12 protein-coding genes are annotated in these 15,486 nt (G+C 38.2%); 3 read left to right on the forward strand and 9 right to left on the reverse strand.

The window, feature by feature from the left end; all coding sequences use genetic code 11:
- Window positions 1-48: 48 nt before the first annotated feature.
- The gene (locus J536_RS07280; RefSeq protein ID WP_005066886.1) at window positions 49-1,131 is read right to left on the reverse strand and encodes a DUF475 domain-containing protein; all 1,083 of its coding nucleotides are present in this window, start codon (window positions 1,129-1,131) and stop codon (window positions 49-51) included.
- A 262-nt stretch (window positions 1,132-1,393) separates the two neighbouring features.
- Here J536_RS07280 and tenA point away from each other — a divergent pair, with 262 nt between their 5' ends.
- Window positions 1,394-2,068, forward strand: coding sequence for a thiaminase II (tenA, locus tag J536_RS07285; protein ID WP_032057178.1), 675 nt, complete (start codon window positions 1,394-1,396; stop codon window positions 2,066-2,068).
- A 49-nt stretch (window positions 2,069-2,117) separates the two neighbouring features.
- On the opposite strand, the gene J536_RS07290 is transcribed toward tenA, so the two are convergent.
- From J536_RS07290 to J536_RS07305, 4 genes are all read right to left on the reverse strand, one after another.
- Window positions 2,118-2,459, reverse strand: coding sequence for a GlpM family protein (locus J536_RS07290; protein WP_000263326.1), 342 nt, complete (start codon window positions 2,457-2,459; stop codon window positions 2,118-2,120).
- A 52-nt stretch (window positions 2,460-2,511) separates the two neighbouring features.
- Window positions 2,512-2,865 carry a DUF1304 domain-containing protein gene (locus J536_RS07295; RefSeq protein ID WP_032062502.1) on the reverse strand — a complete coding sequence of 118 codons (354 nt, stop codon included), beginning with the start codon at window positions 2,863-2,865 and terminating at the stop codon, window positions 2,512-2,514.
- Window positions 2,866-2,929: 64 nt separating this feature from the next.
- Window positions 2,930-3,907: a zinc-binding dehydrogenase gene (locus tag J536_RS07300; protein ID WP_032062504.1), complete on the reverse strand. Its 978-nt coding sequence runs from the start codon at window positions 3,905-3,907 to the stop codon at window positions 2,930-2,932.
- A 3-nt stretch (window positions 3,908-3,910) separates the two neighbouring features.
- On the reverse strand, window positions 3,911-4,513 hold the full coding sequence (locus J536_RS07305; RefSeq protein ID WP_032062506.1) for a TetR/AcrR family transcriptional regulator: 603 nt from the start codon (window positions 4,511-4,513) through the stop codon (window positions 3,911-3,913).
- Window positions 4,514-4,809: 296 nt separating this feature from the next.
- Between J536_RS07305 and uvrA the strand changes: the two genes are divergently transcribed.
- A complete protein-coding gene (gene uvrA / locus J536_RS07310; protein WP_032004969.1) occupies window positions 4,810-7,641 on the forward strand; it encodes an excinuclease ABC subunit UvrA in 2,832 nt (943 codons plus the stop codon).
- 48 nt (window positions 7,642-7,689) lie between these two features.
- On the opposite strand, the gene J536_RS07315 is transcribed toward uvrA, so the two are convergent.
- On the reverse strand, window positions 7,690-8,646 hold the full coding sequence (locus tag J536_RS07315; protein ID WP_032062508.1) for a helix-turn-helix domain-containing protein: 957 nt from the start codon (window positions 8,644-8,646) through the stop codon (window positions 7,690-7,692).
- 253 nt (window positions 8,647-8,899) lie between these two features.
- Window positions 8,900-10,609, reverse strand: coding sequence for a GGDEF domain-containing protein (locus tag J536_RS07320; protein ID WP_032062510.1), 1,710 nt, complete (start codon window positions 10,607-10,609; stop codon window positions 8,900-8,902).
- Between the two features lie 1,010 nt (window positions 10,610-11,619).
- Between J536_RS07320 and omp33-36 the strand changes: the two genes are divergently transcribed.
- Window positions 11,620-12,522, forward strand: coding sequence for a porin Omp33-36 (omp33-36, locus tag J536_RS07325; RefSeq protein ID WP_002122006.1), 903 nt, complete (start codon window positions 11,620-11,622; stop codon window positions 12,520-12,522).
- Between the two features lie 60 nt (window positions 12,523-12,582).
- Here omp33-36 and J536_RS07330 read toward each other — a convergent pair whose 3' ends face one another.
- Both J536_RS07330 and J536_RS07335 read right to left on the reverse strand, forming a co-directional pair.
- A complete protein-coding gene (locus J536_RS07330) occupies window positions 12,583-14,550 on the reverse strand; it encodes a BCCT family transporter (protein WP_005078623.1) in 1,968 nt (655 codons plus the stop codon).
- A 166-nt stretch (window positions 14,551-14,716) separates the two neighbouring features.
- Window positions 14,717-15,409, reverse strand: coding sequence for an ion channel (locus tag J536_RS07335; RefSeq protein ID WP_002121893.1), 693 nt, complete (start codon window positions 15,407-15,409; stop codon window positions 14,717-14,719).
- Window positions 15,410-15,486 lie beyond the last annotated feature (77 nt).

Genomic DNA, 15,486 nt, shown 5'->3' on the forward strand with positions numbered 1-15,486 from the left:
AAGAGGCATTTAGCCTCTTTATTCTATCGAACTTTACTGAAAATTAGCTTAAGGCGATTGTTGCTCGCGCTTTGAATATTGAATTGAAGCAATAACCGCCCAAACAATAAACGCTACACCAATTAAACCAGTAACAACTTCAGGTACATGTACGCCTGTACCACTTGCAATCATAATGAATGCTAAAGCACCGATCGCATAATGCGCGCCATGTTCCAAGAACACATAGGCATCTAGTGTGCCTTTTTCAACAAGGTAAACTGTCATTGAACGGACAAAAATAGCGCCGATCGCAAGGCCCAGCATAATCACGACAACATCGCTGGTAATCGCAAATGCACCGATTACACCATCAAAACTGAATGATGCATCTAACACTTCAAGATATAAGAAACCACCTATACCCGCTTTAACTACGCCAGAAGCCGCGCCCGATCCATCTTTCATAATAGCATTGCCATCTTCGTCAATTTCAGGCTCACCACCTAACATATGACTTAATACTTCAACGCCAATATAAACCACAATGCCCCAAATACCAGCCATAGTCACCACAAGGCGCTGCGACTCATCAACATTTGCTGCCATAATTAACATCGCAATTAGAGCAATAAAGACAGACATTGCTGGTACGCTTGCTAAACTAGAAAGTTTAGCTTCAAGCCATCTGAACCAATGGGTTTCTTTTTCTTCATCAAAGAAGAAGTTTAAGAACACCAATAATAAGAATGTTCCACCAAAAGCCGAAATTTCAGCGTGATGTGCCATTAAACGTTCAGAATAGGTTTTCGGATCATTGAGTGCCAATTTAGCTACTTCAATCATTCCCATATCCGCAGTCACCGCAACAATCGCCACCGGGAAAATTAAACGCATACCAAAAACGGCGATTAAAATACCTACCGTTAAAAAGAGCATTTTCCAGAACGGATCCCAATTACGTAGAACCGATGCATTTACGACAGCATTGTCAAAAGATAAAGAGACCTCCATTACAGCTAAAATGGCTGTAATTGTTAAAGCTTTAAGCATGGTAGACACGCCCGCTTCAGGTCCATGGGTAAAACCCCAATACGCGGATAGTGCTAAACACACCACCGTAAAAAATATCGAAAATCGGAAATGCTTCATGGATCAGACCTATACCAAGAATAAATTTAATCTTTCTTAAAAACCGCCGCTATTATATCGATAATTAACCACAAAACGATGTTGTTTTGTGCCGTTATTCCATTTACTTTATCTCTCTGTTTAATAAAGAAATTTATAATATTTAATTAACTCATTAATCGTATTAAATATTTTCTTTCGATATATCTATCATTATTATTTTTGTATTTTAAAATTGATTTAAAATCTGGTTCAGCTGTCTTAATTTAAATGGAATGTTTTTATGCTTTTTTCTCAAGAACTTTGGCAACGCAATTTAAATTTATATCAAAAAATTCTCGACCTGCCTTTTAATCAGGAACTTGCTAACGGTACTTTAGATAAAGAAGCTTTTTGTCATTATGTTATTCAAGATGCTCAATATTTAGTGGCCTATGGTCGTGTGCTTGCTGTTGCAGCAGCAAAGGCCTTTGAGGCTGACGATATTATGCAATTTTCAGATGCAGCTAAAATTGCAATTGTGGTTGAACGTAGCTTGCATGATGACTTCATGAAAAACTTTGGTGTCACCAAAGAAGAATTTAAAAATACGCCGTTGACCTTGGCAGGCCATCATTACACTTCATTTTTGACAGCAACTGCTTGGTCTGAAAGCTACCCTGTTGTACTTGCTGCACTTTTACCTTGCTTCTGGATTTATGCTGAAGTCGGTAAAGACATTGTAAGTAAGTCAGTCCCGAACAATCCTTATCAGGCATGGATCGATACCTACGCGGGTGAAGAGTTCCATACAGCGGTTCGTAATGTGATTGCGACAGTAGACAAGGTTGCCGCACGTTGTGATGCAGATACTTTAGAGAAAATGCATGCAGCCTATACCATGGGTGCAAAACTTGAATGGTTATTTTGGGACAGTGCTTACCATCAAAGACAATGGTTAGGTTTAGATCAGATCTAAATCAAGATGAGCTCTGACCATTTAATTCATTAAATGGTCAGTCTTTAATTTAACTTTGAAACAATTGCCAGCCGTAAATCAAACCTGCCGCAGCCACAACCCAGCATAGTGTTGCGACTCCTAGACAAGACCACATCGACATACGCGTTGCCAGCACATAAACAGCAGCTAAATAAATGGCATAAGGAATCAGTGACCATAGACCAAACAAAGCAGTTTTTTGTAATGCCTCTGCCCCTTTTTGTTGAAAAACAATCACATGAGCAATTAAAGCAAAGGTAGGAAAAAGCGGGACTAAACCCGCAATATAAAATGCCTTACTTTTCGATAAAATCGAAATAATGAGGACAACCCCGGCCCCCAACATACACTTTAAAAATAACGCCCACATGCGCTGATCCTATCTGGTCATTTCCATTTCAAAACGCTGTATTTTGCGCTTTTTAAAGAAAATTAACAGCGACCAAAGCAATTAAAGCAGGAACTGCTTGAATATAAATAATCTTTTTGCTGGCAGTCAGACCGCCATAAATACCTGCAATCAGTACACAACCTAAAAAGAAATTAGCAATTGATGTTGCAAATGGTGCATCAACTAAAAAGGACCAAAATAAACCCGCCGCTAAAAAGCCATTATAAAGACCTTGGTTCTGTGCCATGACTTTGGTGAGTTTTGCTTTTTCGGCATTATTTCCAAAGGCTTTCATGCCATAAGGCTTGTCCCACAAAAACATTTCTAACACTAAAATATAGACATGTAATATTGCGATAAGTGCAATTAAAATTTGTCCGATCATACAATTTTCCTTTTTATTTTAAAGATATGAAAAAGATCAGTCTCTCGACTGATCTTTTAGTGTTTTACGGTTTTAACAACACTTTGCCTTGACGAGCACCTTGCGTTGCTCTTTGAGCGGCAGTTTTAATCTCATCAAAACTAAATACACCTTCTACAGGCAGAATTAATTTTTTCTGAGTTGCTAACGTTAATAACTCAACAATGAGTTCTTTTTTGCGTTCGGCAGGCATTTCTTTGTTAACTACACTCGCCCAGAAACCTTTTACTGTCGCTTGTTTAAAAATCAAATCACCCGATGAAATCTGCATGGTTTCGCCAGTCATACTACCGAACGAAACGAGCAAACTATTTTCACTGAGTAAATTCAGCATTTCGCCACTTGCGGTTCCTCCAATCGAGTCCACACCAGCAATAAGAGGTTGGTCGCCGTGAATCTGTTTAACTTGCTCTTTCCAGTTAGGCTGATCAGTCGCAACAACATACTGAATACCTAATGCTTGCATCTCTGCAATCGCATCAGTACGACGAACTAAATTAATTACAGGTAAGCCACGTGCCTGTGCAATCATCGCAACTGTTTTACCGACTGCACCATTTGCCGTGTTTTGAATGAGCCATTGACCCGGTTGAACATTTACAAAGTCGAGTAGCATGAGAGCACTAATTGGCATACCAATCAGCTGTGCTGCTGTTTCATCATCAATTTCATTATTGAGTGGAATAAGCCCTTGTGCTGGTGCAATAAAGTATTCAGCCCAACTGCCATGCACAGCTGCCACTGCAATACGCTGCCCTACCTGTACATGAGAAACGCCTTCACCCAATGCATCTACAACACCAACCGCTTCACTACCACCAATCGCAGGTAAGGTTGGCTTGTAGCCATAGCTTCCACGTACTGTCCATACATCATGATTATGAATTGGAGACATGATGGTTTTAATACGCACTTCGCCTGCTTTTGGTTCTGGCTTTGGCATATCCGCCTGCTCTAAAACGTCTACAGGTTCGCCAAAATTACCATGGATAATACTTCGCATGCTTTATTCCTCTATCGGTTTTATGAGTTGTTGGGTCGTTTCTAAAGCTAGATGTAGATGTGCTTTGTCTTGCGACAATTTTGTGAGTAAAGCAGCACCTAACCATAACTGATACATGACTTGCGCAGTTTTTAAAGGCTCAATATGTTTTGGAATTGATCCTTCTTGTTGTCCTTCTTTGAGTAGCAAAGCCAAACGTTGCGTTAGTTTGTGCACGCCATCATTGAGAATTTGACGCATGTCTTCTGACAAGTCAGAAACCTCTGCCGCCAACTTCACAATCAGACAGTTTTCAGCCCAACTACCGTTTACGGGATCATCAATCCATGCCTGCCATAAGGCCATTAAACGAGCATGGGCACTTTGTTCACTGTGCTGCCAAAGTTGTTCCATACGCACTTTATAATCAGCCATATATTGCTCTAACAGCGCACAGCCGAACGCCTCTTTCGAAGCAAAGTAGTGATAGAACGAACCTTTGGGTACGTCACAAGCTTTTAAGATCTCTTGCAAACCAACACCGACAAAACCTTTACGTAGTACCAGCTCAAAGCTCGTATCTAAAATGTGTTGTCGCGTGGTTTGACTTTTATTTAATCGTTTCATGCACACATCATAAACAACTATTAGACCAGTCGTCTAGTAAAGTTGTGTTGCTGGTTAAAATTTGCTTAGAGTAGAAATCTGAAGTAAGGAATGTTAAAAATACAATCTGCTTATTTAAACAAATTTTGTCGATTGTCGTTTAACCGTCACAATTTGTCGCTTTAAATCATTTTGTACCACTTGAACAATTTTAAATCGTTATCATATATAGGGTCTGTTGTTTATAACCAGTCACACCTCTCTGCGACTGAGCAATCAACACCTAAATTTTCATCAATACATAATTGAGATGTTTTATGAGCCAAAGTCATATCCGTATTCGAGGCGCACGTACCCATAATTTAAAAAATGTGTCTCTCGATATTCCACGCGACAAATTTGTGGTAATTACGGGGTTATCAGGTTCAGGAAAATCTTCTCTTGCCTTCGATACCTTGTACGCCGAAGGACAACGCCGTTACGTCGAATCACTTTCAGCGTATGCCCGTCAGTTTTTATCGCAAATGGAAAAGCCTGAAGTCGACTCGATTGAAGGTTTATCACCAGCGATTGCCATTGAGCAAAAATCTACCAGTCATAACCCACGTTCAACGGTTGGTACGATTACCGAAATTTATGACTATTTGCGTTTGCTTTATGCACGTGTCGGTACACCATATTGCCCAGAACATGATTTGCCGATGGTCGCGCAAACTGTTTCTGAAATGGTCGATGCGGTAAAAACGCTTGAAGAAGGCACAGCACTCATGTTGCTTGCCCCTGTTGTTCGTGAACGTAAAGGTGAATACAGTAACCTGTTCGAACAACTACAAGGTCAAGGTTTTGTTCGTGCCCGTGTGGATGGTGAAATCATTGATATTGATACGCCACCAGAACTCGACAAAAAGAAAAAACACACCATCGAAGTTGTAGTTGACCGCTTTAAAGTGCGTGAAGACTTAGGTAACCGTATTGCAGAATCATTTGAAACCGCACTGCGTTTAGGTGGAGATATTGCTGTTTTATCATGGATGAATGGTGAACATCCTGATCGCGTTTTTTCTGCAAAGCACTCATGTCCAGAATGTGATCGCGCAGTCGCAGAGCTTGAGCCGCGTTTGTTTTCATTCAACAACCCGTTTGGTGCCTGCCCTGTTTGTGATGGTTTAGGTACACGCAGTCATTTTAGTTCTGAAAAGCTCATTCCAAATCCTGACCTTGCGATTAGTGAAGGTGCAATCCGTGGTTGGGATCGTCAGCGTCCATATTATTATTCGATGCTGCAAAAAGTTGCCGACCATTTCGGTTTTCAACTTGATACACCTTGGAACCAGCTAGATAAAGACACTCAAAAGAAATTCTTACAAGGTACGGGCAAAGAAAAAGTTGATTTAAGCTATATCGACGAACGTGGCCGTAAACACACTCGCGTGCAACCATTTGAAGGAATTTTGCCGCACCTTGAACGTCGTTACCGTGAAACTGAAAGTAACTATGTACGAGATGATTTAGCTCAATACCTTTCTAATGCAGCGTGTGATGCATGTGATGGTTCACGTCTTAATGAAATTTCACGTCATGTTCGTGTGAAAGACAAAACCATTGCTGACATTACTCGTATGTCGATTGGTGATGCTGAAAGTTACTATCAAGGTTTAAATCTTGAAGGAGCTAAAGGCGAAATCGCAGATAAAATCTTTAAAGAGATTCGAGAGCGTTTACATTTCTTGGTCAGTGTGGGACTTAACTATTTAAGTCTAGCTCGCTCTGCCGAAACCCTATCTGGTGGTGAAGCACAGCGTATCCGTTTAGCTTCGCAGATTGGTGCAGGTTTAATGGGCGTCATGTATGTGCTCGATGAACCATCAATTGGTCTACATCAACGCGATAACGATCGTTTATTACAAACTCTGATTCGCTTACGTGATTTAGGCAACACGGTATTAGTCGTTGAACACGATGAAGATGCAATCCGTGCTGCTGACCATATTATTGATATCGGTCCTGGTGCTGGTGTACACGGCGGTGTGATTATTGCTGAAGGCACGTATGATGAATTGGCTAAACATGCTGATTCTCTTACAGGACAGTATCTTTCTGGCAAACTCAAAATTGAAGTGCCAAAAAAACGTACTGAATCACCACGTCCAGATGAAGTTATCAAACTTTCAGGTGCAGCAGGTCATAACTTAAAAAATGTCGATTTAACAATTCCGCTCGGCATTATGACTTGTGTGACTGGCGTTTCAGGTTCAGGTAAGTCAACCCTGATTAACCGTACTTTGCTTCCATTAGCAGCTACACAGCTCAATGGTGCAACGACCTTAACAGCTGAAAAGTTTGACTCGATTGATGGGCTTCAACATCTAGATAAAGTTGTTGATATTGACCAAAGCCCGATTGGCCGTACACCGCGTTCTAACCCAGCGACTTATACAGGGTTATTTACGCCAATCCGTGAGTTATTTGCTCAAACCCCAGAGGCAAAAGCCCGTGGTTATAGTGCTGGTCGTTTCTCGTTTAACGTAAAAGGCGGACGCTGCGAAGCCTGTGAAGGCGACGGCATGATTAAAGTTGCAATGCACTTCTTACCAGACATGTATGTACCTTGCGATGCTTGTCATGGTAAGCGCTATAACCGTGAAACGCTTGAAGTTGGCTATAAAGGCAAAAACATTTCTGATGTTTTAGAAATGACTGTTGAAGATGCTGCTGAGTTCTTTAGTGCCATTCCAGTCATCCATCGCCGTTTAGAAACCTTAACTCAGGTGGGCTTAGGCTACATCCGTTTAGGTCAAGCTGCTACCACTCTCTCTGGTGGTGAGGCACAACGTGTAAAACTTGCACGCGAGTTAGCAAAAAGAGATACGGGTAAAACTTTATATATCTTGGATGAACCAACAACAGGTCTACATTTCCATGATATTGCCAAGTTACTCGACATTTTGCATGAGCTACGTAACAAGGGTAATACCATTGTGGTGATTGAACATAACCTTGATGTGATTAAAACAGCCGACTGGGTTGTTGACTTAGGTCCTGAAGGTGGTTCGGGCGGTGGTATGATCATTGCCGAAGGCACACCTGAACAAGTGGCTGAGGTTGAAATTTCACATACAGGGCGTTTCTTAAAACCGATGCTTAAATAAAGTTTAATTAAATTAGGCTAGAAGGTTAAATGACCTCTAGCCTGATTGTTATTCATCCAATTCTTCTTCTAAACTCTCTAAACGACCATAATTAAATTTATGTGCAGGAATAAAAATATAATCTAATTCTGAAGTATTTATAAAAATTGACCTATGATATCCCTCTGTAGGTAAATAGATAATTTCGTCTGCATCTTCTGGATCAATTTCAAGACAGGAAAAAGCCTCATACAACTTGCGATCCTCAAACATCGGCTCTCTTCTTATTTTTCCATTAGTAAATTGCCATTGAATTTCTGTTGCTCTGGCATACAATTTTTTTAGTTGTTTAGCTACATCTCTTTTAACCTTTTCCCTATCTTCCTTCTTTATATAACCTTGTTCAATTAATGCATCTAACTCTTCTTCGGTTAAAAGTGTTTTCTTTACATAGTTTTTTACTTTTTCTTCACTTATTAGATCTGTTACATACTCTAAACACTCAATATTCTCTATAACCAGCCATTCTTCATCTTCAATTCTGTCTAATCCTAACCAATCTTTATATTTTTCAGGACCAAAAGTATCAAATGCTTCACTTGAGAGATAAACATCTTGTATTGACGCTCGACGAATAAAGGCGATTCTATTATCTAGAGATTCAACAACTATAAAGTCGCCTTTACTATTTAATCGATAGTGTAGTCTAGATCTTTCAGCCTCAGTAATTGGGAATAAAAGTCCTTTTCCAGATCTGAAATGAAATGCTATTTCTCCAAAATATGTATTTTCATCACTAATCTCATTATGAATTCCTGAATTATCAAAAGGTCGAGGATTACCCAGTATTTCATCTACAGTTGAATTTAGAATTTTCGCTAATTTTGCTTGCTTATCCTTAGGAATAGAGGCAGCTCCAGATTCCCAACGTTGATAATTAGGTTGGCTGACTCCCATAGCTTCTGCAACTGCAGTTTGAGTCATCATGTTTGCTAGTCGAACTTTTTTTAAAGCTGATAATTTCATTGTCAAAATTTATACGTATAAATTATACAAAAAGTTATACTTTATTTAAAACTATGTCAACTCACTGAAAACAAAGTCAAAAATTTAACAATAAAAATGGATAGAATATTTCATAAGATTAAATAAACAGGAAACCAAGTAATTAATTGAAAATATTATTAAAAAACAAAGTTTTTGAATTCTAATGGTAAGGTGAGAAAATCTGCACACAAATTAAGTTATATAAATTCTTTTATGAAATACTAATAAAGCCTTACCCCTCCACTGCATTTCGTCCTCGGGCTTTTGCTCTTAATAGCGAACGGTCAGCTTTCTCTAAAAGATCTATCCAATTCGACGCGCCTATGGCAAAACCAATACTGACTGACACATGCAATTTTTCTTCTGAACCAGATAAACAAATTTCTTCTAAAGAAATCGCAATCCGAATTTTCTCTGCTAAAAGACGAGCATCTACAAATTGTACTTGCTCTAGCAATATTAAAAATTCATCACCCCCATAACGAACAATTAAATCCGAACTTCGAATATTTTGCTTTAATTGCTCGGCAATACTGACAATGACGCGATCACCTACAATATGCCCATATTGGTCGTTCACCTGTTTAAAACGATCAATATCAATAATCATTAAACAGGTTTGCGTAAATTTTTGAGGGTAACTTTCAACAATTTTTAAATATTCAGATAAAGCTAAACGATTGGAGACTCCGGTGAGTGGATCAGTATTGGCAATATTCTTTAACTGAAATTCAAAAGCGTCCCGTTGTTGCAACATACGTTGTAATCGGTCAATTGCTTCAAATAGGGAAAAAAATTCACCTTTGGTGGTGACATTCATCTCATCTTTACAATGATCAGAACTATGCGATAAATCTAAAATTAAAGTTCTCGCTTTAATTAAAGGCGAAAATACTCGTCTTTGCGCATATATCAGAGTAAGTAATGCTGTTGCTAAAGAAATTAGAGAAATAAATAAAGTTAAAAAGAAACCATTTCGAGCAATTGCATTTTCTTGAGTGGCAATGACCACACTCTCATTAAGAATATAACTCTGCAAATCAACCACAGTGGTAAATTTACCTACAATTGCTTCGGTTAACTGTGTACCACTTAAAAAATATGGTTCGCTCTTTTGGCTTTCTTCTAATAGCCTTTCTACAATCGGAATACCCTGATCTATAAACTCTGTTTTCACTCTAGAATATAACCGACGGTATTCTGGAGTTTTTGCCTGTTCAGGCTGTAAGGTATCGACCAAAATCCATAGATATCTAGCTTGATGTTGAGTTTGTAATGAACGAGCACGATTATTACTTGGAATCTCTTCATTAAAACTGACGGGAGCAATAATGTTAGAGGCCATACGCCCAGCCTGATCACGCATATCAGTTAGAACGATAATAAGCGTAAAGTAATTAGAAATACGGCTGTCTTTACTTTTTAACTGCAACATTAGTTTTTGTAGTATTTCTCTACAGTTATCCCATGCGCCAAACATTCCTAAAATGGCATTATCCAGTTGAACAGAAGTTCTGGCTGCATATGGAGTTTCACCATAATAATCAACGACACGTCGGGCTTGTCTAAGATTTTCTTTGAAATTAGTTTGGAGCTCATTTGCTAAGGAAACATAACCAGCTTGTTTTAAAATTAAAATGCTTGTATCAATTTGCGCATCAACGATTAAACGAAATTTTTTTAATTCTTGCTGATTTTTTACCAAATCATGAGGACCACTCGACATCATTTTATTAGCAGGAGCACGTTCCTTAGAAACTTTATAGGCAATATCGGCTACTGCTCTTAAACTTTTTATTTCAGCTAGGGCTTGTCTAGTTTTTATATAATCCTGATAGCTTCCCACAATAAGAGGTACTGCCATGAATAATAAGGATAAAATAATAACCAGCATAAAAAAGAACAGTCGATTACTAATATGCTCTGAACGTAATCCTGACATTTCTAGCTGGTACTCCGTAAATGTCCTGCCATTTTTAATACGATATAAATTAGGCTTAAATCCATCCTAGCATTTTAATAACTAAAATTTCATCATTAACCCCTTCATTTCTTTTTTAATAATTATACGATCCCTAAATTTTGTCAGCTTAAATAACAAAATGAATCGAAAAATTGAATGCTTTTTATAAAAAAACTCTATTTTACAGATTAAAGATTTTTAATCATGATAGTAAAAACAGTATTTACTTGTCCTCTTGGATGCCTCTCCCAGCATCCACTGCCCAGCTTTAAGCTGGGCTCTTTTTGGCCTCTCATTTTTTCAATAAAATTCACATAACTCTTATTTTAATTTTTAGATTTTCTTACAGATAAAAAAAAGCTCAACCTTGGGGAAAGCTGAGCTCGTAAAATCTGATGTGTTCTACACATCGTATCTGGGCAAGCACTTTAAATCCTAAAAAACGTTAGGCAGTGAACTTTGCAATCGAATTATGTGATTTACCTCTACCTTTGTAAAGTTGATTAAATTAATCAGGATTAAAATTTTAATCGTTTTTTCAACTTAAAATAGAGATTTCTTTTATTTTATTCACTTATATAATAATTAAGAATAGTTAAATTTTTTAGTTAAACTAATCCAAATATTGTTAACTATTCCTCAAAATAAAACGAATTTGACAATAAAATGGCGGTTTTTTACTCACATTGTAAACACAGCTATATTTTTGTTAATGTTAAAACCGATTAATGCAATCTATTTTTCCAATCACAATTGTAATATCTTTTTAACATTTACTTCTTAATTCTTAATGAAATATAATTATTAGCTTATTGTAAATGTTCATTTTTTTATCAGGTTGACAAACCACTTTTCATTTGATTAGTTTTTCACCAATTTTAACATAAGTGTCAAATATCTTTAACATTACCTTTTCTAGATTATTGACTTCATAAATTGTTACAATACAATGACCCCAGCTTTATCTCTTGTTAATGCTGGAAATGATTATGAAAAAACTTGGTTTAGCCACTGCTGTATTATTAGCCATGACCGGTGCTCATGCTTATCAATTTGAAGTTCAAGGTCAATCTGAATATGTTGACACAACTGCAAACGATAAAAACTTCACTGGTGACGTTGCTGGTACATTCTATTTAAAAAATGTTGATACCGCTAAGGGTCCTTTAGCTGAAGCAGCTTTCTTGAACCAAGCTTCTAGCGTATCTTTAGGGTATAGCTACCAACAGTATGACCAAAACAACGGTTTGAACTACCACGTTGGTACATACGGCGTTAAAGGTGAGGCTTACGTTCCTACTCCTTACCTTCCTGTATACGCTAGCGCAACTTATAACCACACTGATGTTGATGGTAAAAACGCTATCTCTCGTGATGACAACGGTGACCGTTATGCATTAGAAGTTGGTGCTATGTTGTTACCTAACTTCTTAATGACTGTTGGTTATACAAGCGTTGCAAACCAATTCGCTTTAGATAACTTCGGTATCATCAGCAACGGTATCTACACTGCTGCGAACCAAACTGCTGCGATTCAAGACGACCAAGATGCTGTTACAGCTCGTGCTAAATATGTAGGTCCAATCGATGGAACTAACATGGCAATTGGTTTTGAAGCTGCTGGTGCTTTCGGTCAAGAAAACCAATACGGTTTGAAAACTGACCTTTACTTAACTCCTAAGTTAAGCGTTGGCGCATCTTTCGTTGGTAACGATGGTTCAGCTGATATCAAAGGCAATGACCTTGGTGAATTCCGTCAAGCTTGGGGTGGTAACGTAAACTACTTCATTACTCCAGCTGTAGCAGTTGGTGCATCGTACATGAAAGCTGACGTTAAAAAGTCTAGCTACGATACACAAACTATCGGCTTAAATGCTAAATTCCGTTTCTAATTTAATTTAGAAATCGAATTAAAAAAGGACTCATTTGAGTCCTTTTTTTTACAGCTAAATTTAGCTTCGTACAATATTTAAGAAATATAGATGACGTTCATACTGATCGATAATGTCCTGAATTAAATCTTCTTGGGTCCAATCCATTACATCATAGTTCTGTCCACCTTCTCTTAAAAACACTTCGGCTTGGAAATATTGTCCATCTTCGGCTTCAGTACGTCCAATTAAAAAACTTGGTGGCACTGTTTCACGTGAAACAACTTTATAAATAAAATTAATTTCATTGTGATGATCGACTCGAAGCTGCATCCCATCCTCAAGTTGAGTAATTGAAACTTCTAAATGACGGCGTCTAAATTCATGTTTGATATTTTCAAACGCACGAGCCACTTGTTTTTCGATATATTCTCTTACCTCTTCTTCACTATGAGGATAGTGCATGATTAAACCTAGCCGCTGTTGCCAGCTTCTTGGATTATGAATAGCACGTGGCGTAATGCGCGCTTCCTGAATGGCTTGCATTTTCGTGACATCAAGATGCAATGCTTTTATTAATCCCCAACTCATGAACAGCATAACCAAAGTAAACGGCAATGCGCTCATAATGATTGAAGATTGAAGCGCAGCCAAACCACCGACTAACAATAAAATAATGGCGAGTACAGCCATCAGTACTGTCCAGAACAAACGTTGCCAAGTCGGTGAGTTGTCAGTTTTTGACGTTAAGTAGTCTGTTACCAATGCTCCAGAGTCAGCAGAGGTCACAAAGAAAAGAATAACCAGCACAGTGGCTAAAACATTCATAACACCTGACCACGGCAAGTGACCTAAAAACTCAAATAGAGCTACAGATGAGTCTTGCTGAACAGCCTGAATAAGAGTGTTTTGATGCTCATGAATAATGCTAAATAACGCAGCGTTTCCTAAAAAACCCATCCAGATAATGGTAAAGCCTGTCGGGATGAGGAGAACCCCTACAATAAATTCTCGAATACTGCGTCCACGTGAAACCCTTGCGATAAACATACCCACAAATGGTGACCAAGAAATCCACCAAGCCCAATACAAAATTGTCCAACCACCTATCCAGCCATTCGGTTGGTAAGCATAAAGGTTGAAGGTCATTGTAAATAAATTAGAAAAATACTGACCTGTATTTTGAATTGTCGTTTGAAGCAAATAAATGCTTGGTCCACAAATGAAAACAAAGGTTAATAAAATAACGGCTAAAACTAGATTCAATTCGGATAGGCGTTTTACCCCTTTATCAAGGCCTAAAAAGACCGATAAAGAAGCCAAAATACTCACCACGACAATTAAAATAATCTGTATATAAGTGCTTTGCTCTATACCTAAAAGATAATGCAAGCCAGAGTTAATCTGGGTAACACCGAATCCGAGAGAAGTTGCTACACCAAATACCGTACCAATAGTCGCAAATATATCGATGCTGTCGCCCCAAGGCCCATAAATCTTTTTACCAATGAGAGGATAAAGGGCTGAACGGGTCTTTAAGGGTAAATTATGTCGATAAGCAAAATAAGCTAAAGATAGTCCCACTAATGCATAAATTGCCCAAGCATGTAAGCCCCAGTGGAAGAAGGTCACCCTTAATGCTTGCTGTGCTGCCTCAATAGTCTGAGCATCCCCACTCGGTGGATTAACATAATGCATGACAGGTTCGGCAACTCCGAAGAACATGAGACCGATACCCATCCCTGCTGTAAACAGCATGGCAAACCAAGACCCATTATTATATTCAGGCTGACTATGGTCAGGTCCTAATTTAATTCGACCTATTGATGAACAGGCGATATAAATCAATAAAATAAGAAAGAAGGCTACAGATAAAACATAAAACCAGCTAAATGAATCGGTGATCCATTGTTTTAATTGCTGCGTTAGAAGTTCAAAAGAACTCGGGGCGATCACAACAACTGCCAAGAACAAAGCAATAATAATGACCGTACCAAAAAATACGTTAGGATTAACGTTTGCGAACCAACCTGGTTGTTTGGAAGGCATAACTCCTCCATGTTATTTTAATGAAAAGTGATAGGCATAAAGCCAATAAAGACATTCACAGAATGAACAAAGTTAAATCTTTCAATAGAGAAAGCCGATAATACTTTAAATAAACTTAAATAATATTGCAGTTACAAAGGTGTAAAAAATTAAAACACCTTCTCCTTTATTTGTCAGAATCCTTCTTTGTTGGATGGGCAATGTACTGTAGAGCAATTAAACGTGTGACAATCAAAGCGAGATACATCACGCCACAAAACATTTGTAGCATGGCTAAAACGCGTGCTGGTGGACTAAGCGGCATTAAATCAGATAAGCCTGTTGCTGACTGTAAGCTAAAGCTCAGGAACAGTAGATCTAACCACGTCTGGAAATGATGAGCATTGTTTGGATTTTGGAAGCTAGCAGGAATCAATAGCTGACAAATGTTGTAGAGGAATGCAAAGCCCCAAGCTAGCAAAGTAAAAACCGCGGCAGCAGCAAATAATTCATCTCTTGTTAAATATCGATCAGCAAACATATAACGAAATAAACCGTAAGCAGCCGAAAAGTAAGCCAGCGCTTCACAGCTATGAGCAAATATCTGGATCGTTAAATTGCTATAGCCCAATAAAATAAAGACTGAGGATATAATCGCTCCACTGACAAAAGTTAATCCCAGAAAAGTAAACATTGGGGTTTGGCGAATCACTTTGGCAATAATAAGTAAGGCAAGCACTCCTAAAGCCCACGTTAGGGTCCGGTAAAATACATCGTGAAAAGTCAGCATGGCCAAAATGAGTAAGATAAATTGCACAAGCAGCAACCATGCAGAAGGTAGCAGTCGAAAGCTCGCCCAGAAGTCCATGATAGATCGCATTTAATTATTTTCCTTTTTCATTATGTTTTGAATTATAAGAAATCATACTGTACAAAAAATAGGACAAACAAGTTGTT

The sequence above is a fragment of the Acinetobacter sp. 809848 genome (assembly GCF_000581275.1).
Lineage (GTDB): Bacteria > Pseudomonadota > Gammaproteobacteria > Pseudomonadales > Moraxellaceae > Acinetobacter > Acinetobacter pittii.